This is a genomic window from Paeniglutamicibacter selenitireducens, from assembly GCF_051550675.1.
Taxonomy (GTDB): Bacteria; Actinomycetota; Actinomycetes; order Actinomycetales; family Micrococcaceae; genus Paeniglutamicibacter.
In genome coordinates, this window is the sequence record NZ_JBPULF010000007.1 from 56,422 (window position 1) to 78,768 (window position 22,347).

At 66.1% G+C, this 22,347-nt stretch carries 22 protein-coding genes; 10 read left to right on the forward strand and 12 right to left on the reverse strand.

Going from position 1 to position 22,347, the window contains the following annotated elements:
- Positions 1 to 53: 53 nt before the first annotated feature.
- The 6 genes from ACSYDW_RS12915 to purM all read left to right on the forward strand — a co-directional run bounded on the left by ACSYDW_RS12915 (position 54) and on the right by purM (position 5,182).
- Complete coding sequence (locus tag ACSYDW_RS12915; protein WP_438339134.1) at positions 54 to 674, forward strand: class I SAM-dependent methyltransferase; 621 nt, start codon at positions 54 to 56, stop codon at positions 672 to 674.
- Between the two features lie 4 nt (positions 675 to 678).
- Positions 679 to 1,683 carry an asparaginase gene (locus tag ACSYDW_RS12920; protein WP_438339135.1) on the forward strand — a complete coding sequence of 335 codons (1,005 nt, stop codon included), beginning with the start codon at positions 679 to 681 and terminating at the stop codon, positions 1,681 to 1,683.
- Positions 1,684 to 1,689: 6 nt separating this feature from the next.
- Complete coding sequence (locus ACSYDW_RS12925) at positions 1,690 to 2,067, forward strand: sterol carrier family protein (RefSeq protein WP_438339136.1); 378 nt, start codon at positions 1,690 to 1,692, stop codon at positions 2,065 to 2,067.
- A gap of 13 nt (positions 2,068 to 2,080) precedes the next feature.
- Entirely contained in the window at positions 2,081 to 2,407 is a 327-nt protein-coding gene (locus ACSYDW_RS12930; protein ID WP_438339137.1) for a hypothetical protein, read from the forward strand.
- Positions 2,408 to 2,470: 63 nt separating this feature from the next.
- Positions 2,471 to 4,021 (forward strand): amidophosphoribosyltransferase, encoded by a 1,551-nt coding sequence (purF, locus tag ACSYDW_RS12935; protein ID WP_438339138.1) that lies wholly within the window; start codon positions 2,471 to 2,473, stop codon positions 4,019 to 4,021.
- Positions 4,022 to 4,039: 18 nt separating this feature from the next.
- Positions 4,040 to 5,182, forward strand: coding sequence for a phosphoribosylformylglycinamidine cyclo-ligase (purM, locus tag ACSYDW_RS12940; protein WP_438339139.1), 1,143 nt, complete (start codon positions 4,040 to 4,042; stop codon positions 5,180 to 5,182).
- A gap of 95 nt (positions 5,183 to 5,277) precedes the next feature.
- Here the strand turns inward: purM and ACSYDW_RS12945 are convergent, their stop codons facing one another.
- Together ACSYDW_RS12945 and ACSYDW_RS12950 are read right to left on the reverse strand one after the other, a co-directional pair.
- Positions 5,278 to 6,246, reverse strand: coding sequence for a Sir2 family NAD-dependent protein deacetylase (locus ACSYDW_RS12945; RefSeq protein WP_438339140.1), 969 nt, complete (start codon positions 6,244 to 6,246; stop codon positions 5,278 to 5,280).
- Positions 6,247 to 6,385: 139 nt separating this feature from the next.
- Positions 6,386 to 6,613: a DUF3073 domain-containing protein gene (locus ACSYDW_RS12950; RefSeq protein WP_438339141.1), complete on the reverse strand. Its 228-nt coding sequence runs from the start codon at positions 6,611 to 6,613 to the stop codon at positions 6,386 to 6,388.
- Positions 6,614 to 6,807: 194 nt separating this feature from the next.
- Here ACSYDW_RS12950 and ACSYDW_RS12955 point away from each other — a divergent pair, with 194 nt between their 5' ends.
- Positions 6,808 to 7,404 (forward strand): septum formation family protein, encoded by a 597-nt coding sequence (locus ACSYDW_RS12955; RefSeq protein ID WP_438339142.1) that lies wholly within the window; start codon positions 6,808 to 6,810, stop codon positions 7,402 to 7,404.
- A 99-nt stretch (positions 7,405 to 7,503) separates the two neighbouring features.
- Here ACSYDW_RS12955 and clpB read toward each other — a convergent pair whose 3' ends face one another.
- From clpB to ACSYDW_RS12970, 3 genes are all read right to left on the reverse strand, one after another.
- Positions 7,504 to 10,098 carry an ATP-dependent chaperone ClpB gene (gene clpB / locus ACSYDW_RS12960; RefSeq protein WP_438339143.1) on the reverse strand — a complete coding sequence of 865 codons (2,595 nt, stop codon included), beginning with the start codon at positions 10,096 to 10,098 and terminating at the stop codon, positions 7,504 to 7,506.
- A 122-nt stretch (positions 10,099 to 10,220) separates the two neighbouring features.
- On the reverse strand, positions 10,221 to 10,688 hold the full coding sequence (locus tag ACSYDW_RS12965) for a VOC family protein (RefSeq protein WP_438339144.1): 468 nt from the start codon (positions 10,686 to 10,688) through the stop codon (positions 10,221 to 10,223).
- A gap of 194 nt (positions 10,689 to 10,882) precedes the next feature.
- Positions 10,883 to 11,290 carry a YccF domain-containing protein gene (locus ACSYDW_RS12970; RefSeq protein ID WP_438339145.1) on the reverse strand — a complete coding sequence of 136 codons (408 nt, stop codon included), beginning with the start codon at positions 11,288 to 11,290 and terminating at the stop codon, positions 10,883 to 10,885.
- A gap of 313 nt (positions 11,291 to 11,603) precedes the next feature.
- Here ACSYDW_RS12970 and ACSYDW_RS12975 point away from each other — a divergent pair, with 313 nt between their 5' ends.
- The 3 genes from ACSYDW_RS12975 (at position 11,604) to ACSYDW_RS12985 (ending at position 14,357) form a co-directional block, all read left to right on the forward strand.
- A complete protein-coding gene (locus ACSYDW_RS12975) occupies positions 11,604 to 12,974 on the forward strand; it encodes a polysaccharide deacetylase family protein (protein ID WP_438339146.1) in 1,371 nt (456 codons plus the stop codon).
- Positions 12,975 to 13,000: 26 nt separating this feature from the next.
- Positions 13,001 to 13,855 (forward strand): tRNA (guanosine(46)-N7)-methyltransferase TrmB, encoded by an 855-nt coding sequence (gene trmB, locus ACSYDW_RS12980; protein WP_438339147.1) that lies wholly within the window; start codon positions 13,001 to 13,003, stop codon positions 13,853 to 13,855.
- A 106-nt stretch (positions 13,856 to 13,961) separates the two neighbouring features.
- A complete protein-coding gene (locus ACSYDW_RS12985) occupies positions 13,962 to 14,357 on the forward strand; it encodes a hypothetical protein (protein ID WP_438339148.1) in 396 nt (131 codons plus the stop codon).
- Here the strand turns inward: ACSYDW_RS12985 and ACSYDW_RS12990 are convergent.
- The 7 genes from ACSYDW_RS12990 to ACSYDW_RS13020 all read right to left on the reverse strand — a co-directional run bounded on the left by ACSYDW_RS12990 (position 14,349) and on the right by ACSYDW_RS13020 (position 22,177).
- On the reverse strand, positions 14,349 to 15,257 hold the full coding sequence (locus ACSYDW_RS12990) for an alpha/beta hydrolase (protein ID WP_438339149.1): 909 nt from the start codon (positions 15,255 to 15,257) through the stop codon (positions 14,349 to 14,351). The genes ACSYDW_RS12985 and ACSYDW_RS12990 overlap by 9 nt on opposite strands.
- Before the next feature lie 42 nt (positions 15,258 to 15,299).
- On the reverse strand, positions 15,300 to 15,731 hold the full coding sequence (locus ACSYDW_RS12995) for a heat shock protein transcriptional repressor HspR (protein WP_438339150.1): 432 nt from the start codon (positions 15,729 to 15,731) through the stop codon (positions 15,300 to 15,302).
- Between the two features lie 107 nt (positions 15,732 to 15,838).
- Positions 15,839 to 16,804, reverse strand: a complete 966-nt coding sequence (locus ACSYDW_RS13000) for a DnaJ C-terminal domain-containing protein (protein WP_438339151.1) — start codon at positions 16,802 to 16,804, stop codon at positions 15,839 to 15,841.
- Between the two features lie 187 nt (positions 16,805 to 16,991).
- The gene (locus ACSYDW_RS13005) at positions 16,992 to 17,540 is read right to left on the reverse strand and encodes a nucleotide exchange factor GrpE (RefSeq protein ID WP_438339152.1); all 549 of its coding nucleotides are present in this window, start codon (positions 17,538 to 17,540) and stop codon (positions 16,992 to 16,994) included.
- Between the two features lie 14 nt (positions 17,541 to 17,554).
- Positions 17,555 to 19,399, reverse strand: coding sequence for a molecular chaperone DnaK (gene dnaK / locus ACSYDW_RS13010; protein WP_438339153.1), 1,845 nt, complete (start codon positions 19,397 to 19,399; stop codon positions 17,555 to 17,557).
- Positions 19,400 to 19,675: 276 nt separating this feature from the next.
- Positions 19,676 to 20,149, reverse strand: a complete 474-nt coding sequence (locus ACSYDW_RS13015) for a hypothetical protein (RefSeq protein ID WP_438339154.1) — start codon at positions 20,147 to 20,149, stop codon at positions 19,676 to 19,678.
- Positions 20,150 to 20,461: 312 nt separating this feature from the next.
- Complete coding sequence (locus ACSYDW_RS13020) at positions 20,462 to 22,177, reverse strand: DEAD/DEAH box helicase (protein ID WP_438339155.1); 1,716 nt, start codon at positions 22,175 to 22,177, stop codon at positions 20,462 to 20,464.
- Positions 22,178 to 22,347: the final 170 nt, after the last annotated feature.

Here is a 22,347-nt window from a genome sequence, read left to right on the forward strand (position 1 = left end):
CCGACGCATTCGGCGTCGCGCACCGGCTTCCCGCCGGGCATATGCTCGGTGGCATGAGTGGCGAAACATTGTGGGACAGGCAGGCGCGCGGCAACCCGGGGCAGGCGCGGGAGTACATCGAGCGCTTCGCGAGACTGCGTGCCGAGGGCGCCGACCTGCACGGCGAGGCGCGGTTCATCGACGCGCTGCTGCCCCGCGGGGCCCGCGTGCTTGACGCCGGCTGCGGCACCGGACGCGTCGGCGGCGAGCTTGCGGCGCGGTCCCACCTGGTCACCGGCGTGGACCTCGACGGCGAACTGCTGGCCCAGGCCCGCCTGGACTTCCCCGGTTCGCGCTGGGAACACGCTGACCTGGCGGCTTTTCGGCTGCGCGATGCGGACGGCAACCCGGAGCGTTTCGACGTCGTACTCGCCGCGGGGAACGTTTTGGCATTCGTGGCCCCCGGGAGCACCGCCGCCGTGCTGGAATCGCTCGCCGCCCACCTGGCCCCGGGCGGGCGCCTGGCCGTCGGGTTCTCGCTGCGCAAGGGTTACGCACTGGAGGACTTCGAGGCCGACGCGGCGGCCGCGGGCCTCGCGTTCAGCGCCCGGTTTGCCGGGTGGGACATGCGGCATTTCGAGGCGGACTCGGACTTCGTCGTTGCGCTGTTACACAGGGCACAGCCCGTAAACTGAACAAATGCCCGAAACCTTACTTCCTTCCCAGGCCGTGGAGCTCGTCGTCGTCGAACGCAACGGGTTCGTCGAATCGCGCCACCGCGGCGCAGCGGTGGCCGTGGACGCCTCGGGGAACATCGTTTCCGCGCTCGGGGACCAGCAGGGGCTGCTCTACCCGCGTTCCTCGCTCAAGCCGTTCCAGGCCCTGGCCTCGATGCAGAGCGGGGTCCCGCTGCGCGGGGCAGAGGTGGCCCTGGCCTGCGCCAGCCACATCGGCAGTGCCGAGCACATGGAGCTGGCCAAGGTCATGCTCCACAAGGCCGGCCTTGACGAAGCAGCCCTGCAATGCCCGAGCGCCTGGCCGGCCCACGAGGGGACGCGCGTTGACACGGTGCTCGATGGCGAAGGCAAGTCGAAGGTCGCTTTCAACTGCTCGGGCAAGCACGCCGCCTTCCTCTGGGCCTGCACCGAGAACGGCTGGGACACCGAAACCTACCTCTCCCCCGAACATCCCGTGCAGCGCCGGGTCATCGAGGTGATCGAGCAGTACGCGGGCGAAAAGATCTCCCACCTGGGCGTCGACGGCTGCGGGGCACCGGTTCCGGCCATCACGCTGGCTGGCCTGGCCCGCGCCGCCTCGAAGCTGGCCCAGGCCCCGGGCGACAAGCACTCGGAGGCGCGGGCAGCCACCATCGCCACGGCGATGCTCGACTACCCGTGGGCCGTGCAGGGCCACGACCTGCCCAACACCGTGGTCATGGAGGAGCTGGGCGTCCTGGCGAAACTGGGCGCCGAGGGCGTGTTGGTGCTCGCGGCCCCGAACGGGATCGCCGTGGCAGTGAAGATGCTCGACGGCTCCGGCCGCGGCACCGACATGCTGGGCCTGACCATGCTGGAGCGCGCCGGCGCCATCACCGCCGGCCAGCTGGCAGGCATCCTCCCCAAGGTCACCCGCCCGGTCCTGGGCGGGGGCGAACCCGTCGGCTCGGTGCGCCTGGCCGACGGCGTTGCGGAACTGCTGGGCTGATCCGCCATGGCCATCAAGCGACGCATCGACCCGGCCGAGGGACGCGCGGCACTGCAGCGTTGGATCAACGCCGCGGACGACGCAGCTCGGGCCGCTCTGCCGCGCCCGGCCGTTGCCATGGCCGTGCGCTACGCCCTTGAGGAACTGGCAAGCCGTGCCGAGGGCAACTCCGTGGAGGTCAGGGTCCCGCCCTTCGGCGTCACCCAGTGCATCCCGGGCCCGCGGCATACCCGGGGCACTCCCCCGAACGTCATCGAGCTGCCGGCGGACATGTGGCTGTCGCTGGTCAGCGGGAGGATCTCGTGGGAGGCCGCACTGGCCACGGGAAAGGTCACGGCCTCGGGCCTGCGGGCGGACCTGGCGGGCGAGTTGCCGCTGGTTTAGTACCCTTGAGGGTATGGAACCGACGCAGCAACCCGCAGAGCCAACCCCAGGATCGACGCCTTCGGAAAACATCGAGGTGGTCGTCCACTCGGCGCCCAAGTTCTGGCCCTTCATGGGTGTCGGGGCACTTGTCGGCGTCATCGCCGCCTTCATCTCCGCCTACAGCGGCCCCGAGTCCGCCGACTTCTCGCGCGGCTCGGTTGCGGGCTTCCTGTCCGTGGGTTTCGCCATCGTCGGAGTGCTACTGGCCGGTATTGTTTTTTTGATTGTGGATCGCGTCACACGCAAGCGCGGCCGTCGCACCGTGGCAGTGCCCACTGGTGACCCAGAACACCGCTAGAAGCGCCTTTTGTGCGACTTTTCGCGCAAAACATGACCCTCGTCTCGTGAGAGAATAATTTCTATGGCGCGTGGTGACGGAAACCTAAATCATGATCTCTTGCCCGACGAGAAGGGCCCGCAGGATGAATGCGGTGTCTTCGGCGTTTGGGCTCCCGGCGAAGAAGTGGCGAAGCTGACCTATTACGGTCTCTATGCGCTGCAGCACCGCGGGCAGGAATCGGCCGGCTTGGCCACGAGTGACGGACAGCGAATCAATGTCTACAAGGACATGGGGCTTGTCTCGCAGGTGTTCGACGAGAACACGCTGAACTCGATGGCGGGCCACCTGGCCATCGGCCACTGCCGATACTCGACCACCGGCGCAAGCCACTGGGCCAACGCCCAGCCGACCCTCGGCCCGACCAACTCGGGCACCGTGGCCCTGGCCCACAACGGCAACCTGACCAACTCGGCCGAACTCATGGACATGGTCAACGCCCGGCACGCCGCGTCCGGCGAAAAGGTCCGCGGCGAGATCGCCCAGGGCAACACCACCGACACCGCACTGGTGACGGCGCTGCTTTCCGGCGGCGAGGGACAGACCCTCGAAGAGACTGCACTCGACCTGCTGCCCAAGCTCCAGGGTGCCTTCTGCTTCGTCTTCATGAACGAAAACACCCTCTACGCGGCCCGCGACACCTTCGGCGTGCGTCCGCTGGTGCTCGGCCGCCTGGACCGCGGGTGGGTCGTGGCCTCCGAACAGGCCGCACTGGCCACCGTTGGCGCCAGCTTCATCCGCGAGATCGAACCGGGCGAATTCATCGCCATCGACGAGGACGGCATCCGCTCGCAGCGCTTCGGCGAGGCAACCCCGGCCGGCTGCGTCTTCGAGTACGTGTACCTGGCCCGCCCCGATGCCTCGATCAACGGCCGCTCGGTGTACGAGTCCCGCGTGGAGATGGGCCGCCAGCTGGCCCGCGAAAACTCCGCCGAGGCGGACATCGTCATCCCAGTCCCTGAATCGGGCACCCCGGCGGCCATCGGCTACGCCGAGGAATCGGGGATCCCGTTCGCCCACGGCTTCGTGAAGAACGCCTACGTCGGACGCACCTTCATCCAGCCGTCGCAGACACTGCGCCAGCTGGGCATCAAGCTCAAGCTCAACGCGCTGGAGCCCGTCATCAAGGGCAAGCGCGTGGTCGTCGTCGATGACTCGATCGTCCGCGGCAACACCCAGCGCGCCGTGGTGCGCATGCTGCGCGAGGCCGGTGCCGCCGAGGTCCACGTGAAGATCTCCTCCCCGCCGGTCAAGTGGCCCTGCTTCTACGGCATCGACTTCGCCACCCGCGCGGAGCTGATCGCCAACGGCGCAGCCGTCGAGGAGATCGGCAAGTCCATCGGCGCCGATTCCCTGGCCTACATTTCCGAGGACGGCATGATCGGTGCCACCAAGCAGCCGCGCGAGCGCCTGTGCACCGCCTGCTTCACCGGCGAATACCCGATCGCCCTCCCCGCCTCCGCACTCCGGGGCAAGAACCTGCTTGAACGAAGCAACCAGGCGGGATGTGAGCCGGGCCCGGATTCGGAGTTCGAGTCCACGCTCTCCGACGCAGACAAAACACCGAGCAACTAAGTAAAGGACACATCAGAGATGACAAGCGCCACCCCTGAGAATTCCGGAATCACCTACGCTTCGGCCGGTGTCGATGTCGAGGCCGGAGACCGTGCCGTCGAACTCATGAAGGGTGCCATCAAGGCAACCCACAACTCCAACGTCATCGGCGGGGTGGGCGGATTCGCCGGCCTCTACGACGCCTCGAAGTTCCTGTCCTACAAGAAGCCGCTGATGGCAACCTCCACCGACGGCGTCGGGACCAAGGTAGCCATCGCCCAGGCCATGGACATCCACCACACCATCGGCCACGACCTGGTCGGCATGGTCGTCGACGACATCGTTGTCGTCGGTGCCGAGCCGCTGTTCATGACCGACTACATCGCCTGCGGCAAGGTCGTCCCGGAGCGCATCGCCGACATCGTCCGCGGCATCGCCGAAGGCTGCCAGATCGCCGGCACCGCGCTGGTTGGCGGCGAAACCGCCGAGCACCCGGGCCTGCTGGGTGAGCACGAGTACGACGTCGCCGGTGCCGCAACCGGCATCGTCGAGGCCGACGGCCTGCTGGGCCCGGACCGCGTCAAGGACGGCGACGTCATCATCGGCATGTCCGCCTCAGGCATCCACTCCAACGGCTACTCGCTGGTGCGCAGCGTCGTGGCGCACGCCGGCTGGGCCCTTGACCGCCACGTTCCGGAATTCGGCCGCACCCTGGGCGAGGAACTGCTGGAACCGACCCGCATCTACACGCTGGACTGCCTGGACCTGGTCCGCGCGTTCAACGTCGACGGCGCCATCAACGTGCATGGCTTCAGCCACGTCACTGGCGGCGGCCTGGCCGCCAACCTGGCCCGCGTGCTGCCGCAGGGCCTGATGGCCACCGTGGAACGCAACAGCTGGGAACTGCCGGCCGTCTTCAAGGTCATCTCCGAGCTCGGCTCCGTGCCGCAGCCGGACCTGGAGCGCACGCTGAACCTTGGCGTGGGCATGGTCGCCATCGTCGACGCCTCGATCGCCGACGCGGCGCTGTCCCGTCTGACCGCCCGCGGCATGAACTCGTGGGTCATGGGCACCGTCGGTGCGGTGACCGAGGAAGCCAAGACCGCCGGCCTGGACTACGTCCAGGGCGCCAAGGGCGTTGACGGCGGCGCGGTGCTGATGCGCGGCACCTTCGCCGGCTAGCCTCCGCACGCTAAGCAGTGAAGGACCGCACCCCTGGGGTGCGGTCCTTCACTGCTTAACAAGGGTCCCAAGGGCACCAGGCTGCTGGGCCTGGCCTACATGGGGAGGTGCCGCGCGTGGGCGGCGGGGTCCTCCGGATGCGGTGCGTCAAGCAGCACCAGCGCCTGCGCGATGTCGGTACGCCAGCGGTAGTCCGCCTTGGCGTCTCCTCGCGTGGGTCCGCCGTTGATGATTCCCACGGGCTTGCCCGCGGCCTTGGCATCGAGCAGCATCTTGTAGCCGCTCATCACCGCCAGCGAGGAGCCGATGACCAACAGGCCAGTGGATGCGGCCTCGAGTTCCTTGATCCGGTCCTTGCGTTCGGCAGGAACATTCTCACCGAAGTAGACGACGTTTGGCTTGAGCTTTTCGGAACCGCACACCAGGCAACCAACCATGGTGAACTCAGCGACGTGCTTCGCATCGAGGGTGACGTCCCCGTCGGGGTTCACCAGCGAGGGATCCAGGTCGACACGCTCAATGAAGCCCGGGTTTGCCTGCTGCAGCCGCTCGCCGAAGGCGCGCCGGTTCTCTGTCGCGCCGCAGTTCAGGCAGCTGATGTCTTCCATGTCGCCGTGCAGCGCAACGACGGTCCGGGAGCCTGCGGCCTTGTGCAGCCCGTCGACGTTCTGGGTGACGATGCCGTTGATTCTCCCCGAGTCCTCCCACCGTGCCAGGAGGTGGTGGATGGGGTTCGTCGCCATCCTGTCCATGTGCCGCCACCCCACGAAACTGCGTGCCCAGTAGCGGTGCCGGGCCTCGGGGTCGTGCAGGAACTCCTGGTAGGTCATCGGGCGGTGCCGCAGCAATGAACCACGGGGCCCACGGTAGTCCGGGATCCCCGAGTCCGTCGAGACTCCCGCCCCGGTCAGCACGAGGACCGACTCGTGTTCCAGCATCCGGCGGATTCCGGCCTGCGCCACGTCCGGGTCCTGCAACGGCGCGATCTCGTCGACCACGCGCTCGATGGATCGAAGCGCCGAGCGATGGGCCATTTCGATCCCGAGCTTGCCTTCGTGGTTCATCGTTGCGTCCTCCTTGCTGGCACGACAAAGACCGCGGTCACCAACACAGGTTCTGTGTGGTGGCCACGGTCTTCATGCTCACGTACTGGAAAAACCACGACCGCTGATGTCTCAGTGATCACTTCAGGGAGTCGGCGCATCAGCTGATGCGCCGTTGGTCGTCCTCATCGTCGTCGTCTGCGTACGTATCCTCGTAATCCGAATAATCGGACTCGTAAGGTACTTCGACAGGGCTTGGTGTCGCGGTACTAGGACCACGCGTCTTTCCAAGCTCGCGTTCCAAGGCTGACAAATCAGTGGCCGGGGAGAAATACTTAATGTCCCTGGCCTGTCGTGTCGCTTTTGCCTTCTGACGGCCGCGCCCCATGGCGTGACCCCCTTTTTTCAGTAGATCTGGAGGTGGTCCTACCGTGTTAGGCGGAGGCCCCAGAATATGTGACTAATTCTTTCGTGATTCAAGGTTAACATGATTCGGCGACGAGTGCCTGCCCGCAACCCGGGTTCTGCCGGTAGAGTATTAATTTGTCCACCAAGTCGACTGTAGCCGAGTAGGGAGCTTCCGTGTCAGTACCGCCTCCCCCCGAGGGAAAAGCCGCGTTGCCGGCGCTCAGGCCCCGGCCCCGGAAACGTCCGTGGTGGCAATCCTCGTCATTGTGGGCACTGGTCGCGATAGTTGGCATCGCGCTGATTTTTCTCTTCGGCAGGGAGAAAATCTTCGGAACCGTTGGCGACACCGGTGCCGCCGCGCCAGTGTCAAGGAACCCGTCACCGGGTCTCGACGGCATCATCGCGCTGGGCGTGCCCCCGGAGCAGCTGTCGGTGGGCGACTGCCTCCAGGGATTCAAGACGGCCCTCGAACCCGTCACGATTGTTACGTGCGCGACGTCGCACAATGCCCAGATGATCGGCTCATTCGAGATCACCGAGGCGGAGTTCCCGGGTGCGGAGCAGATGCCCGGCCGTTCCGAAGCCTTGTGCAAGTCGGTGACCCTCGGTCCGGAAAGCTCGATCGACTCCGCCTGGTCCTACCACTTCTCCCACCCTTCGAAGGGAACCTGGAACAAGGGCGACCGCAAGGTTGCCTGCTTCCTCATCTTCAACGAGGGGACCGTCAAGGATTCCCTGCTGCCCAGCGACGCGGCCGGGATCAGTTCCTAACGCGGTCCAGCTCCCCGCGACGTGCAAATGCGCCGGGCTTCGGGCAGTGGGAAATCCACTGCCCGAAGCCCGGCGCCGATGTTTCGTTGCGGGTGACCGCTACTGGGTACGGCTCGAGGTGAGCGTCAGGCCGTCGCCGGCCTCGTTCACGCCAACCACAACGGTGTCCCCGTCCTGGACGGTGCCGGCCAGCAGCTCGCGGGCCAGCCTGTCCCCGATCTCGCGCTGGATCAGGCGGCGCAACGGCCGGGCGCCGAAGGCCGGGTCGAAGCCGGTGAAGGCCAGCCAGTCGCGGGCCTCCTCGTCGACCACCAGTTGCAGCCGGCGCGAGGCCAGGCGCCCGGCCAGGGTGTCCACCTGCAGGGAGACGATCGAGCCCAGCTCCTCGAGGGACAGCGGGTCGAACATGACCACGTCATCGAGCCGGTTCAGGAACTCGGGCTTGAAGGATGCGTTGACGATGTTCATCACCGCTTCCTTCTTGGCCGCGGGTTCCAGCGTCTGGTCGACCAGGAACTGCGAACCGAGATTCGAGGTCATGATCAGGATGACGTTGCGGAAGTCCACCGTCCGGCCCTGGCCGTCGGTGAGACGCCCGTCGTCCAGCACCTGGAGCAGGATGTCGAAGACCTCCGGATGTGCCTTCTCGACCTCGTCGAGCAGCACCACCGAGTAGGGCCTGCGGCGCACCGCCTCGGTGAGCTGGCCGCCCTCCTCGTAGCCGACGTATCCCGGCGGGGCACCGACCAGGCGGGCCACCGCGTGCTTCTCGGAGTACTCGCTCATGTCGATGCGGACCATGGCGCGCTCGTCGTCGAAGAGGAAGTCCGCCAGGGCCTTCGCCAGCTCGGTCTTGCCAACACCGGTCGGGCCCAGGAACAGGAACGACCCGGTGGGCCTGTCGGGGTCCGAGATTCCGGCGCGGGCACGGCGCACGGCATCGGAGACCGTCCTGACGGCCTTCTGTTGGCCGATCAGCCGGTGGCCCAGGAACGCCTCCATCTCGAGCAGCTTCTGGCTCTCGCCCTGCAGCATGCGTCCCGCGGGAATCCCGGTCCAGGCGGAAATGACCTCGGCGATGTCGTCCGATGTCACCTCTTCGGCGACCATCAGCTCGGCTTCCTCCCCGGAGGCCTCAGCCTGGGCCGCATCGGCCATTTCCTTCTCCAGGGCCGGGATCTCCCCGTAGAGCAGCCGCGAGGCTGCTTCCAGGTCGCCTTCGCGCTGCAGCTTCTCGGCGCGCGAGCCCAGCTCGTCAAGCCGGGCCTTGAGGTCGCCGACCCGGTTCAGGCCCGACTTTTCCGCTTCCCAGCGGGCGTTCAGCGCATCGAGTTCTTCCTTCTTGTCCGCGATGTCCGCGCGCAGCGCCTCAAGCCTGTCGCGCGAGGCAGGGTCGGTCTCGCCCGCCAAGGCGAGTTCCTCCATGGTCAGCCGGTCCACGGCGCGGCGCAGCTGGTCGATTTCCTCCGGGGCGGAGTCGATCTCCATGCGCAGGCGGCTGGCCGCCTCGTCGACCAGGTCGATCGCCTTGTCTGGCAGCTGGCGACCGGTGATGTAGCGGTTGGAGAGGGACGCCGCGGCAACCAGCGCCGAGTCGGCGATGGTGACCTTGTGGTGCGCCTCGTAGCGCGGTTTGAGGCCGCGCAGGATGGCGATGGTGTCATCCACGCTGGGCTCACCCACATAGACCTGGGCGAAGCGGCGCTCGAGGGCCGGGTCCTTCTCGATGTTCTCGCGGTACTCGTCCAGCGTCGTCGCACCGATCAGACGCAGTTCGCCGCGGGCCAGCATGGGCTTGAGCATGTTGCCCGCATCCATGGCGCCTTCGGAGGCACCTGCTCCCACGACCGTGTGGATCTCGTCGATGAAGGTGACGATCTGCCCGTCCGAGGCCTTGATCTCCTCAAGCACTGCCTTGAGGCGTTCCTCGAACTCGCCGCGGTACTTGGCGCCGGCGACCATTGACCCCAGGTCAAGGGAGATCAAGGTCTTGCCGCGCAAGGATTCGGGGACGTCGCCTGCCACCATGCGCTGCGCCAGCCCCTCGACCACCGCGGTCTTCCCGACGCCGGGTTCGCCAATGAGCACCGGGTTGTTCTTGGTGCGGCGGGAGAGCACCTGGACCAGGCGGCGGATCTCCCCGTCGCGGCCGATCACCGGGTCCAGCTTGCCCGAACGGGCAATGGCCGTCATGTCGGTGCCGAATTTCTCGAGCGCCTGGAAGGTGTTTTCCGGGTCCGGGTTGTTGACCTTTCGGTCCCCGCGAATTCCGGGCAGCGCAGCATCTAGGGCCTGCCGGGTTGCATTGAGCCCTCGCAGGATGTTGCCCGCGGCCCCGGTGTCCTCGCTGAGGCCCAGCAGCAGGTGCTCGGTTGAAACATAGCCGTCACCAAGGGCCTCGGCTGCCTGCTGTGCGGAGTTGATTGCCTGGAGGATCCCCCGGGAGTACTGGGCCTGGGCCACGGAGCTTCCCGAGGACGAGGGCAGCGCCTTGATCGCCGCGCTGGCCTGCACCGAGACCTGGTCCGGGTCGACACCCGCGGCTTTGAGCAGGGCCACTGCCACCGATTCACGCTGGTCGACGAGTGCCTTGAGCAAGTGGGCGGGTTCAACCTGTGGGTTCCCGGCCGTTGAGGCGTTCATGCCCGAGCCGGAGAGCGCTTCCTGGCTTTTGGTAGTAAATTTCGTGTCCACGCTTTTCCTTTCGTTGTTAGCGATTTACTCAAACTTGAGTCTACCTAACTCAACTTTGGATTGCATGGACATATTCCCGACATCACAAAAATTGTGGCCTCAGTCCGCCCTGCCCGCTTTCCCTAGGAAGCGGCAGCCCGTTCGAGCGTGGCAATGTCCAGCTTGCGCATGGGCATGAACGCCTCGACAACCCGGCGCGCCACCTCTGGGTCGCTCTGCCCGAGCAGCTCGGGAAGTCTGGTGGGGACCACCTGCCACGAGACGCCATAGCGGTCCTTGAGCCAGCCGCATTGGCTTTCCTCGCCACCGTCGGTCAGCGCGTCCCAGTAGTAGTCGATCTCGGCCTGGTCCTCGCACATGATCTGGAAGGACACCGCCTCGCTGAACGAAAACATCGGCCCGCCGTTCAAGGCAACGAACGGGTTTCCGTTGAGACTGAACTCCACGGTCATGGGCACGTTCGCGGGTTGCCCGTTCTCATCGAGATCCACATGGGTGCCGATCTCGGAGTTGGGGAAGATCGCAGTGTAGAACCGGGCGGCATCCAGGCCCTGCTGGTCAAACCACAGGCAGGTAACGATGTTTTTCACGGGTGATCCCCCTCGGGGCATTGGTTGGGCGTTCGGCACACCCACAGACTATGAATCGCATGCGCCACATTCAAGGGTGGCGCCCGAATGCCACGCAACCGGGCGCGGCGGCCGGCAATGCAGAATGCCGCCCCGGGCCATCACGGCCCGGGACGGCATCTCGGGGGCGGGGAGCCGGACGCCGGCGGGCGGGCTCAGCGGACTCCTGGCATGTACTGGTTCGATGGAACGATTTCCTTGCCCAGCGGCATGAGTGAAATCGGAATCATCTTCAGGTTCGCCACACCCAGCGGGATGCCGACGATGCTGATGAACATTGGTATCGCCGTAAGCACGTGGCCGATGGCGATCCAGATGCCCGCCACTAGAATCCAGATGACATTACCAATGGTTGACATTGCCCCCACTCGCCCGCGATCGACAACCGTCCGGCCGAACGGCCACAGCGCGTAGAGCGCAATGCGGAATGAAGCAATGCCGAAGGGAATCGTCACGATGAGCAGGCAGCAGATGATGCCCGCCAGGGCATATCCGGCAGCCAGCCAGATGCCGCCGAAAACCAGCCAGATGACGTTCAGGACGGCAGAAAGTAGATTGCGCATACCCCTAGCATTGCCGATTCGGGTCGCTTCTGCCATCGGGTAAGTCCCTGATTGACCCCCGAGTCAGCGATAACGCTTTCTAACGATTCATCGCGCGAACCCCGCTCAATTCGATTAGTTCACCCTAAAACGGCAAGCTTGATGGATGCGGTTCCCTCTCGGCAAAAAATCTTCCACCTTCCTTGCAGGACTCCTCTCCCTCTCACTGCTCACCGGTTGCGCACCCTCGCCCGGGTCCACCGCAACACCCAGCGCAGCTTCCCCCACGTCAACGGCCGGTTCGCATTATAAGGACATTCGCCAAGGCGATTCCTTGCCCCTTTACTTCATCCCCGAACTCGACACGGTCGAGCAATCCGACGAGCACCGCCATGTCTTCACCCGGCACTTCGAGGTCCCGTCGCTGCCTTCGATCGGCGAAGCGCAACGCGGCCTCGTGGAATCGCGCATGGGCTCCTTCAACCGAAACAACAACCCCGATGTCTACGCCGGATCCGCGGCGACCGGGGAGCTCAACATCCGCAGCTACCTCACCGCAGTGTCGCAGGACGTGATCGGGATCAGGACCACCACCTACGAATTTGCCGGGGCCTCGGGCGGCAATTCCGTCGTGACGCAGTGGTTCAACACCCGGGAAACAGGGCTTCTGGGGAGCCGGGAGTTGTTCGGCGACGACGAGGACTGGGCGGAGTTCCGCGAGTTCGTGGCACAGACCTCGACCGCCAACCCCGCAGTCGTGCCCCAGAACGTTACAGCCCTTGAGGACTCGTGGCTGGATTCGGTCAACTTCGACTCCCAGGGGAACGCCACCGTGGAGTTCGACGACTACACGATCGCGCCCGGGTCCGAAGGATCCGTTGTTGTCACGGTTCCCGCGGCGAATGTCGTACCGTTGCTTTCGCCCTTCGGCATGATGGCACGGACGGCCGGCATGAATCCCCTGCCGCGGATCCCGGCAGCGCTCCTTGAATCTGCGCGCCCCGCGGATCCGGGCCAGGCCGCCACCGAACCGGAAACCGTGGTGCCGCTCCCGCGGAGCATCGACTGCAGCACGTCCAAGTGCGTGGCGCTGACCTTCGACGACGGCCCCGGACCCCGGACGGGCAAGCTGCTCGACGAACTCGGAAAGCAGGACGCGGCGGCGACGTTCTTCGTCGTCGGACCGAATGCCAAGGCCCGCCCGGAGCTGGTCCGGCGCATGGTCGAGGAGGGCCACGAGGTGGGCAACCACAGCTGGAGCCACAGGTCCCTGCCGGCCCTGTCCCCCACCCAGGTTCGAAGTGAGATTGACCGCACCAACGACGCGATTTCCGCGGCGATCGGCCAGCCGGCGACGCTCATGCGGCCCCCGTACGGGGCGCACAACCCGACGTCCGACCGGTTGGCACAGGCACCGGTGATCCTGTGGGACGTCGACACCTTGGATTGGAAGCACCGCAACAGCGAAAAAGTCGTCGATGCCGCGGTTTCGCAGACCAGGCCGGGGTCCATCGTGCTCATGCACGACATCCACGGCAGCACCGTGGCCGCCGTGCCGGAGATCCTGACGCGGCTCAAGGCCAAGGGGTACACGTTCGTCACGGTGACGGAGCTGCTGGGCGAGGACAGCCTGAAGTCGGGGAAGACCTATTCCAGGGCACCGGTTCCGGCCCCCGTGCGCCCGAAAGCGGGCGATAAAAAGTAGCCCGGGAGTTCGCTAACCTTAAGTACATGAGCATTCCCACAGATCGCAAGTTGCCCGCCAGCGGCCGGGCCGCCGAAGACCTCAGCTTCTACCGGGCCGAACCGGTGTCCTTCGTGCGCCGCGGCAGCCGCCTCCAGGGGCGTCGTGCGGACGCCTGGGAGCGCATTGCGGAGACCTACGTCATCGAACCCGAGCGCGAACGCGCCGACACCTCGGTGGCCGAGGGTTTCGTCCTTGACCCGGAAGCGGTCTACGGACGCAAGGCCCCGCTGATCGTCGAGATCGGTTCCGGGCTCGGGGAGGCCATGGCCCATGCGGCCGACACGAACCGCGACAAGGACTTCCTCGCCGTGGAGGTCTACCGTCCCGGGCTTGCCGCGCTGATGGTGAGGGTCGAGAACCTCGAGCTCACCAATGTGCGCGCTGTCGAGGCAAACGCCCCGGAGGCACTGGACATCATGCTTCCGGAGGGCTCGGCCCAGGAGGTCTGGATCTTCTTCTCCGACCCGTGGCACAAGATCCGCCACCACAAGCGCCGCCTGATCAAGGAGTCGTTCCTTCCCAAGATCGAGCGCGTCCTGGTCCCCGGCGGCATCGTCCGCCTGGCCACCGACTGGTCGAACTACGCCGAGCAGATGCGCGAGATCTTCGAGGCCTCCGAAAGCTTCGAGAACCTGCACCCCGGCAACCTGGCCGGCGAGGAAAGCAACCTGACGAAGGTCCGCCGACTCGGCCTCGAGGGCGAGGAAGCGGATGCGGCGTTCGTCGACGAACAGGGTGGATGGTCTCCCCGATTCGAGGGTCGCACGCTGACCAGCTTCGAGGGGAAGGCCCTGAAAGCCGGCCGTCTGGTCTTTGACCTGACCTACCGCAAGCGCTAGACACAACCACACGACATCCCCTGTCGGACCCTTTGCCCGTCCGACAGGGGATGTCCTGCATTCCAGCACCCAGGGACCGCAGGGTTCCGTGGCGTAGGATCGGCGGATGAAGCCGCAGACCGCGTTCCTGAAAATGCTGGGCATCCTGCTCGGCACGCTGCTGCTTGCCGGCGGGTCGGTCATCGGCATCGGCGTGCTCGTGGCGGCGAACCCTCCGGAGCCGCTGCGCGAGCTCAGGGAGTACATCTACCATCGCTCCTTGACGGACGAGGAAAGCGCCGGGATCCTCCGACAGGAGCTGCTGGCGATCGAGGGCGTCAGCGAGGTCGAGATCACCCCGACCACCTCGGAAGAAACACTCGTGCTGGTGGAGACCGTGGACCCCGAGCCCGGCCCGGCCCTCGAGGAGCGTGTCGAGGAAGTCTGCGAGGACGGAATGCGGTTGTGGACCGGTTTCGAACCGCACCAACTGACATGCACCGTGGCCGGCGGATCAGGGTAACGGCTCTTGGCCGGTGGTGATCAGGGCAAGGTTGCGCAGCGAGGTCGTACCCGGATCCCGGTAGCCGCGCGGGGCCGCGGCGTCGCCGCGGTCCATGTGCGAGGTGTTGTGCCCGCGGATTCCCAGCAGCCCGAGGTCCGGCCTGGCCGCCACGCTGAACGAACGCCCGGCGAGGGTCTTGCGGCCCGACAGCAGCCGCCCCCACCGTGCCAGGTGGTCACCTTCGGCAACTGCCTCGTAGATGCGGCCCGGCGGGATGTTGAGCCGGGCTGGGTCGCGGGAAAGCTTCCCGGGGATACCGGCCGAACCGATGGTGGCAAGCGCCTGGATGTGCACCCTCGATCCGGCACCGGCATCAAGCGCCTGGGCCGCGAGGCTCGCGGCATAGGAATGCGCCTCGATCGCCAGGTGCGGCTTGTCGCGGCGCAGGGTGGCGAAGACCTCGAGGTCCCGTGCCAGCACCTTCACGCCCCGGCGCGCGGATCGGTTCACCAGGGCGCTTGCCAGGTTGGGGCTTCGGTACCCGAGCCAGGCGACAACCGCCGGTGATTCGATTCCCGCATTTCGCTGTTCGAGGTAGAGCTGCCCGGCCTCGCGGGCGCTGCCCCACAGCGCGTTGCGGGCCCTGATCCCCGTGCCCGAAAGCTGCCAGGTGACGTGGGTTGCGGTGTCCAGGTCGCCCACGACAATCGCAGCCAGGGGCTCCCGCGCGGAAAGGTCCAGGTAGACAAGGCGGCGTGCGGGGATGGCGGGGTCCATGGAACCCGGCCTCAGGGCGTGGGCCGTTCCGTCCAGTGCCTGTCGGTGGGTCCGGCGCAAGCGGCCGCGGATGGCGCACAGGGCCTCGAAACGGGCCTCGGCGACCTCGCTGAGTTGGGCGTACCGCCCTCGGTCCGGCATCCGGCTCCCCCGTTCCCCTGTTCTGCCCCGGCACCGCAGGGGCTACTTGGCCCGCGGATTCCAGATCACCAGGGCCTGGCTGCGCCCGCGGGGACGCTGGCCGCGGGCCAGGGAGACGACGTCCCCGCTGGTGCCGGCAGCAAAGACGCGTCCGAGCCCGGCGCTCTGGCTGGCACTGCGCAGGGCAAAGACCTCGTTGCTGAGCTCGCTGATCCGGGATTGGAGCGCGGCCACCTGGTTCTCCAACGCGAGCACGCGCTTGATCCCCTCCAGTGAGACGCCGTCCTTGGACAGCTTCTGGATTTCGCGCAACAGCTCGACATCGTGTTCGGAGTACCGGCGTTGCTTGCCGCCCTGCCGGGACGGGGACACGAGGCCCATGCGGTCGTACTGGCGCAGGGTTTGCGGGTGCATGTCTGCCAGTTCGGCGGCCACGGAAATGACAAAAACAGGCCTAAGCCGTTCGTTGTTCATGGTCCTGTCCCTTCGCGCTTTCCCGTGTCCCGCAACCGGCGTGGGCCGGCTGCCTGTTGCCTGGGTGGCTGCCTTCCTCGGATCCGGGGAAGGCAGCCACGTCGTTCCTAGAGTACTGCGTGGGCCAGCAGGCCGTGGCGCGGATCCTCGCCCTTGGTGGCTTCCGCAAACGCCTCGACAGCGGCCTTGGCTTCCTTTGACAGGTTCTGCGGAACCAGTACGTCAAGGGTGACCAGCATGTCACCGGTGGCCTTTGAGGTGTGCACCCCACGCCCCTTCAGGCGCAGCGTACGGCCCGAGGACGAACCGGCGGGGACCTTCATCTTGACTGTTTCCCCGGTGATCGTCGGCACCTCGATCTGCCCGCCCAGCGCGGCCTCCGCGAAGGTGACGGGGACGTGGATCCGGATGTTGTTTTCCTCGCGGGTGAACACCGCATGCGGCTTGACGTTGACCTTGACGATCAGGTCCCCGGGGCCGGCGGTGCCGGGCGAACCCTTGCCGCGCACCCGTACGGACTGGCCGTCCTTGATGCCTGCGGGAATGCGCACGTCGATGACCTCGCCGCTGTCCTCGCGCAACCCGATGGTGGTTCCCTTGATGGAACCCGCGAAGGAGATACTGGTGCTCGCGGTGCGGTCGGCGCCCTTGCGGGGTGCCTGCTGGCCGAAGCCACCGAAACCGCCGCCTCCGCCGAACAGGTCCGAGAAGTCCGGGGGCACCTGGCCACCGCGGTGCCCGCCGCCGCCACCGCCGCCGAAGAGGTTGGAGAAGACGTCCTCGAAGCCGCCGTTGCTGGGTCCGCCGTGGCCGCCGGGCGCACTGAAGCGGGCTCCGGAGCCCATGGCCCGGATGGCGTCGTACTGCTGGCGGTCCTCGGGGTTGGAGAGCACCGAGTGCGCCTCGGTGATGTCCTTGAAGCGGCGCTCCGCTGCGGCGTCGCCCGCGTTGGTGTCCGGGTGGTACTTGCGGGCCATCTTCCGGTAGGCCTTCTTGATGTCCGCTTCACTGGCGTCCTTGGAGACGCCCAATATGGCGTAGAAATCCTTTTCGACCCAATCCTGGCTTGCCATCAGGCGCCTCCTTTTCGTGTTGTGCTTCAATGCCCTCGAACTCGTGGAAAACGGTTCCGGGCCAAAATCCTGGGGTGGAAGTCCACCGGCCTGCGGCGGGTCCCCGGTCCTTTCCAGGAAACCGGGCGACCCGCCGCAGGTGGTGGAACTACTTCACGGTATTACTACCGTGTTGCATTGCTGGCAATTATTCCCCGAGGGAAACGATCACCTGGGCCGCACGCATGATGCGCTCGCCCTTCTTGAATCCGGAGCGCAGGACCATTGCAACATGGTCTGCCGGGATCTCCGGGTTCGGCTGCTGCATCAGTGCCTCGTGCACCGCCGGGTCGAACGCCACGCCTGCCTCGTTGATGCGCTCGAGGCCGAGGCCTTCAAGCACGGTGTCGAGCTTGTTGGCGATCGATGCGAACGGTCCGTCAACAAGGTCGCCGTGGGCACGTGCCGCATCGATGTCGTCGAGTACCGGCAGCAGGTTGTTCAGGACCGACTGGACGGCAAGCTCGCGCACTGCCTCGCGGTCGCGCTCAACGCGCTTGCGGTAGTTGACGTACTCAGCCTGGAGCCGCTGAAGGTCTTCACGCAGCTCGGCTTCCTTGTCGGCAATCCCGCCCTCGGCCGCAGCCTCGTTGAGGATGGCTTCAGCCTGGCTCAACGCGTCGCCCGAGTCATGGGCTTCGTCAACTGGAGTGACCTCTTCGTTGGAGGTTCCTTCGTCGTGATTCTGCTCAGACATGGTTGATGCGCCCCTTACTTCTTTTCGTCTTCGTCGATGACCTCGGCGTCGACGATGTCCTCTTCGGCGTTCGGGGCCTCGGCGCCGTCCTCACCGTTGGACGAAGCCTGGGTGTTGGCGTAGATTGCCTCGCCCAGCTTGGACTGCGAAGCCTGGAGCTTCTCGAAGGCGGCCTTGACCTCTTCGTCGTTGTCCTGCTTCTCAAGGGCGGCCTTCAGTGCGTCGACGTCGGCCTGGACCTCGGTCTTGACCTCTTCGGGCAGCTTGTCCTCGTTGTCCTTGATGAGCTTGTCCACCGAGTAGGCGGCCTGCTCGGCGGCGTTGCGGGTCTCGGCTGCCTCGCGGCGGGCCTTGTCCTCTGCAGCGTGCTCCTCGGCTTCACGGACCATGCGGTCGATGTCGTCCTTGGAGAGCGAGGAACCACCGGTGATGGTCATCGACTGCTCGACGCCGGTGCCCTTGTCCTTGGCGGACACGTGGACGATGCCGTTGGCGTCGATGTCGAAGGTGACCTCGACCTGCGGGATGCCGCGCGGTGCCGGCGCGATGCCGGTCAGCTCGAAGGTGCCCAGGGCCTTGTTGTCACGGGTGAACTCGCGCTCGCCCTGGAAGACCTGGATCGATACCGAAGGCTGGTTGTCCTCGGCGGTGGTGAAGGTCTCCGAACGCTTGGTCGGGATCGCGGTGTTGCGCTCGATCAGCTTGGTCATCACACCACCCTTGGTTTCGATGCCCAGGGACAGCGGGGTGACGTCGATGAGCAGGACGTCCTTGCGCTCGCCCTTCAGCACGCCGGCCTGGAGGGCAGCGCCAACGGCAACTACCTCATCCGGGTTGACGCCCTTGTTGGCTTCCTTGCCGGCCATTTCCTTGACCAGTTCGGCAACGGCAGGCATACGGGTCGAGCCGCCGACGAGGATCACGTGGGCGATCTCGGAGACCTTCACGCCGGCTTCGGCGATGACGTCCTTGAACGGCTTCTTGGTGCGCTCGAGCAGGTCGGCGGTCAGTTCCTGGAACTTGGCACGGGAGAGGTGCTCGTCGAGGTGAACCGGGCCTTCCGGGGTGACCGAGAGGTACTGCAGGGAGATGTTGGTGCTGGTGGCCGAGGAGAGTTCCTTCTTGGCCTGCTCGGCGGCTTCCTTCAGGCGCTGCAGTGCGATCTTGTCCTTGGACAGGTCGGCACCCTTGGACTTGGCCTGGGCCAGCAGCCAGTCAACGACTCGCTGGTCCCAGTCGTCGCCGCCCAGGCGGTTGTCACCGGCGGTGGCGCGAACCTGGATGGTGGAGAATCCGTCGTCATCCTTGCCGACTTCGAGCAGGGAAACGTCGAAGGTTCCGCCGCCGAGGTCGAAGACCAGGATGAGCTCGTCTTCCTTGCCCTTGTCCAGGCCGTAGGCCAGTGCTGCGGCGGTCGGCTCGTTGACGATGCGCAGGACGTTGAGGCCCGCGATCTCGCCGGCTTCCTTGGTGGCCTGGCGCTCGGCGTCGTTGAAGTAGGCCGGGACGGTGATCACCGCGTCGGTGACCTTTTCGCCCAGGTACGACTCGGCGTCGTTCTTCAGCTTCATGAGGGTACGGGCAGAGATTTCCTGCGCGGTGTACTTCTTGTCGTCAATGGCAACCGACCAGTCGGTGCCCATGTGGCGCTTGACCGAAGCGATGGTGCGGTCGATGTTGTTGACGGCCTGGCGCTTGGCGATATCGCCAACCAGGACCTCGCCGCTCTTGGCGAAGGCTACGACCGACGGGGTCGTGCGGTTGCCCTCGGCGTTGGCGATAACGGTGGGCTCGCCACCTTCGAGGACGGATACAACAGAGTTGGTGGTTCCAAGGTCAATACCTACGGCACGTGACATGGGTGAGCTCCTTCTTGCATTGGGGAAATTGAACCAACGCTCCTTCCGGGGCAACCGGTTGAGCGTTCTGTACTCAAGTTTACTCAGCCGCAAATCCTTGTCAATTCAAACTTGAGTGGAGTTGGCTCAAGTTCATGTTTTTGGGCAAAAAACAGCCGGATTGCACGGGAAAAAACCGCGGAAATCCGGCATTCTTTGAACTTGCTGGGAGATGTGTTCGCTGTGAGAGATGGGAGCGGAAGTCGGTTTCCCGGAACCGCGCGGACTCCTTCCGGATCAGCGACCCAACACCATGTCAACCCCGAGGTATGCCAACAGGCCGAAGGTGGTGCCCCAGAGAATGATGGAAATGACCTGCCAGAAGATGACCTTTTCCTTGGCGGCCCCGAAGGAGACCAGCGCGGCCGAGGTGATCTGGCTCGGCAGGATGGTCTGCCCCAGCAGGCTGACACCGGCCACTCCGTACTTGTCGAAGCCAGCGCGCAACTTCCTGTACTTCTCCGTTGGTTCGTTCCCTTCCTTGGCAACCTTTCCGCGAACGAAATGCGCCCCGTTGACCAGCAGGAGCATGGAAGCGACGTTGCCGATAACCGCCGCGGTGATTGCAACGAACGGGTTCAGGCCAATCACGACTCCGAGCACGGAGCCGAAATAGGATTCGACGAACGGAATCGAGGCCGCAAGGACCACGGCAATCCACTGTAGTGCGGACGGGAACGAGGACGCGAATTCCTGCAGGGCTTCAATCACGGGGGTTTCTCCATGTGTCTCGGGCTGGCGAGCTGCTTCCCGGCGCGCCCCCTGGACGGCAAGTCCCAGGGGCGGCCACCTGCAGCCGGCGGTTGCCTCCACGCTAGCGGCCGGGGCGTTGCGGGAGGGCGCTCCGGAGGATGACCTGCCGGGCCCTGTCGTCGGAGCGTCTCATCCGAACGGATGAGGCCGGGCGATTCGGAGACCCCTTAAACACAAGGTGGGCCGGGCCGTGCAAGAATACTTGCACAGCCCGGCCCACCAAGGAGGCATCACGCCACCGGCCGCCATAGGCGCGGCCCGGTGGTCCTGCTAGCCGCGGTTGTTCGAGGCCGGCGCCGAAGCGCGGCGCGGACCGCGTCCGCGGCCGCCACGGGTGGCACCGTTGGCTGCTTCAACCTTGGAAGCACCCAGTGCCTCGCCGATCGTGTTGCCGCCGCGCGGGCGGGAACCCGAGGTTGCACCCTGGCGCTGGCCGGAGTTGTTGCGTGCGGCGGCGGAACCGCGGCCGCCGCGGCGGGCCACGTCGCGCTCGTCGGTGCGGCGTTCGCCACCGCGGCCTGCGGCGGAACCGTTGCCACGGCGCTCGCCACGGTTCTCGTTGCGGCTCTCACCGCGACGCTCGCCACCGTTGCCGCGGGCCGAGGAAGCCGCGCCACCACGGTTCTCGCTGCGGCGTTCACCGCGGTTCTCGTCGCGGCCGCGAGGGGACTCGCCGCCGGTGTTCTTGGCCGGTGCGGAGGCCTTGGCGGTTCCGCGTCCACCGCGGCGGCGGCCACGGCCACCGGCGGCGTCGGAGTCGGCCAGCGTGTCCTTGCGGACAGCGGACTGGGTGCGCTGCTGCGGGGCAACGTAGGCAACCAGTTCGGCGCGTTCGCCGACGACGTCGGAAACGACCTGCGCAGTCGGGGTCACCTTGACCAGCGGCACCTTGAGGCCCGCGGCCTTCAGCAGCGACTTCACGTCACCCTGCTGGTCCGGGGTCGCGATGGTGACAACGGTTCCGTCCGAACCGGCACGGGCCGTGCGGCCCGAGCGGTGCAGGTAGGCCTTGTGCTCTGCCGGCGGGTCGATGTGGACCACGAGCTCTACGCCGTCGACGTGCACGCCGCGGGCTGCGACGTCGGTGGCGACGAGCACGCGGGCATCGCCTGCGGCGAATGCTGCAAGGTTGCGGTCGCGGGCGTTCTGGCTCAGGTTGCCGTGCAGGTCCACGGACGGGATGCCGGACTTGGACAGCCAGACTGCCATCTTCTTGGCGTGGTGCTTGGTGCGCATGAACATGATGCGGCGGCCGGCGCCGGATGCCAGGGTGCGGACCAGTTCCTTCTTGTCGTCGTTGGACACCAGGAACACGTGGTGCTCCATGGTGTTCACCGCTGCCTGCGGGGCGTCGACCGAGTGCACCGTCGGGTTCTCGAGGTAGCGCTGGACCAGCTTGTCCACGCCGTTGTCCAGGGTTGCGGAGAAGAGCAGGTGCTGGATGCCGCGCGGGGTCTGGTCAAGGATGCGCTTGACGACCGGCAGGAAGCCGAGGTCGGCCATGTGGTCGGCCTCGTCCAGCACGGAGATTTCCACGCGGGACAGGTCGGCGACGCGCTGCTTGAGCAGGTCCTCGAGGCGGCCCGGGCAGGCGATGAGGATGTCAACGCCTGCGTTGAGGTCCTTTTCCTGACGCAGCTGGGACACGCCGCCGAAGACAACTGCGGTGCGCAGGTCCACGGCCTCGGCCAGCGGCTCGATGACCTTGGCGATCTGGGTGGCCAGTTCGCGGGTGGGTGCCATGATCAGGGCGCGCGGGAAGCGGGCCTTGCGCGGCTTCGGGTTTGCCGCGAGGCGGGCCACCACGGGAAGCGAGAATGCCAGGGTCTTGCCGGAGCCGGTCTGGCCGCGGCCCAGCACGTCGCCGCCGGTCAGGGTGGTCGGCAGCGTTGCTTCCTGGATGGGGAATGCGGATTCGATGCCTTGTGCGGTCAGGACCTCTGCAAGGGTCGCGGGCACGCCAAGGGAAGTGAATGAAGGACTCACGTGGTTCTTTCTCTCAAAGCTTCGCACGACGGTTTCGACGCGCGTGATCGCCGAAGAAAGAGAGTGCCGGGGTGGCGCGAAGCGCACATGATGCAACCGCGTTCAATCGCAAGAAGGATGTGAAGCCAGCGGCGGATCGGGAAATCTAATCTGTCGACGCATAGACCCTC

Excerpts from the sequence above, each read along its gene's own strand:
- ACSYDW_RS13000 (WP_438339151.1), bottom strand. The coding sequence starts at position 16,804 with ATGGCAAGCCAGGATTGGGTCGAAAAGGATTTCTACGCCATATTGGGC.
- ACSYDW_RS12915 (WP_438339134.1), top strand. The coding sequence starts at position 54 with ATGAGTGGCGAAACATTGTGGGACAGGCAGGCGCGCGGCAACCCGGGG.
- ACSYDW_RS12990 (WP_438339149.1), bottom strand. The coding sequence starts at position 15,257 with ATGCCGGACCGAGGGCGGTACGCCCAACTCAGCGAGGTCGCCGAGGCC.
- ACSYDW_RS12995 (WP_438339150.1), bottom strand. The coding sequence starts at position 15,731 with ATGAACAACGAACGGCTTAGGCCTGTTTTTGTCATTTCCGTGGCCGCC.
- ACSYDW_RS12930 (WP_438339137.1), top strand. The coding sequence starts at position 2,081 with ATGGAACCGACGCAGCAACCCGCAGAGCCAACCCCAGGATCGACGCCT.
- ACSYDW_RS12950 (WP_438339141.1), bottom strand. The coding sequence starts at position 6,613 with ATGGGGCGCGGCCGTCAGAAGGCAAAAGCGACACGACAGGCCAGGGAC.
- ACSYDW_RS12925 (WP_438339136.1), top strand. The coding sequence starts at position 1,690 with ATGGCCATCAAGCGACGCATCGACCCGGCCGAGGGACGCGCGGCACTG.
- dnaK (WP_438339153.1), bottom strand. The coding sequence starts at position 19,399 with ATGTCACGTGCCGTAGGTATTGACCTTGGAACCACCAACTCTGTTGTA.
- ACSYDW_RS12920 (WP_438339135.1), top strand. The coding sequence starts at position 679 with ATGCCCGAAACCTTACTTCCTTCCCAGGCCGTGGAGCTCGTCGTCGTC.
- purM (WP_438339139.1), top strand. The coding sequence starts at position 4,040 with ATGACAAGCGCCACCCCTGAGAATTCCGGAATCACCTACGCTTCGGCC.
- ACSYDW_RS12985 (WP_438339148.1), top strand. The coding sequence starts at position 13,962 with ATGAAGCCGCAGACCGCGTTCCTGAAAATGCTGGGCATCCTGCTCGGC.
- ACSYDW_RS12945 (WP_438339140.1), bottom strand. The coding sequence starts at position 6,246 with ATGAACCACGAAGGCAAGCTCGGGATCGAAATGGCCCATCGCTCGGCG.
- ACSYDW_RS13005 (WP_438339152.1), bottom strand. The coding sequence starts at position 17,540 with ATGTCTGAGCAGAATCACGACGAAGGAACCTCCAACGAAGAGGTCACT.
- purF (WP_438339138.1), top strand. The coding sequence starts at position 2,471 with ATGGCGCGTGGTGACGGAAACCTAAATCATGATCTCTTGCCCGACGAG.
- trmB (WP_438339147.1), top strand. The coding sequence starts at position 13,001 with ATGAGCATTCCCACAGATCGCAAGTTGCCCGCCAGCGGCCGGGCCGCC.
- ACSYDW_RS12970 (WP_438339145.1), bottom strand. The coding sequence starts at position 11,290 with ATGCGCAATCTACTTTCTGCCGTCCTGAACGTCATCTGGCTGGTTTTC.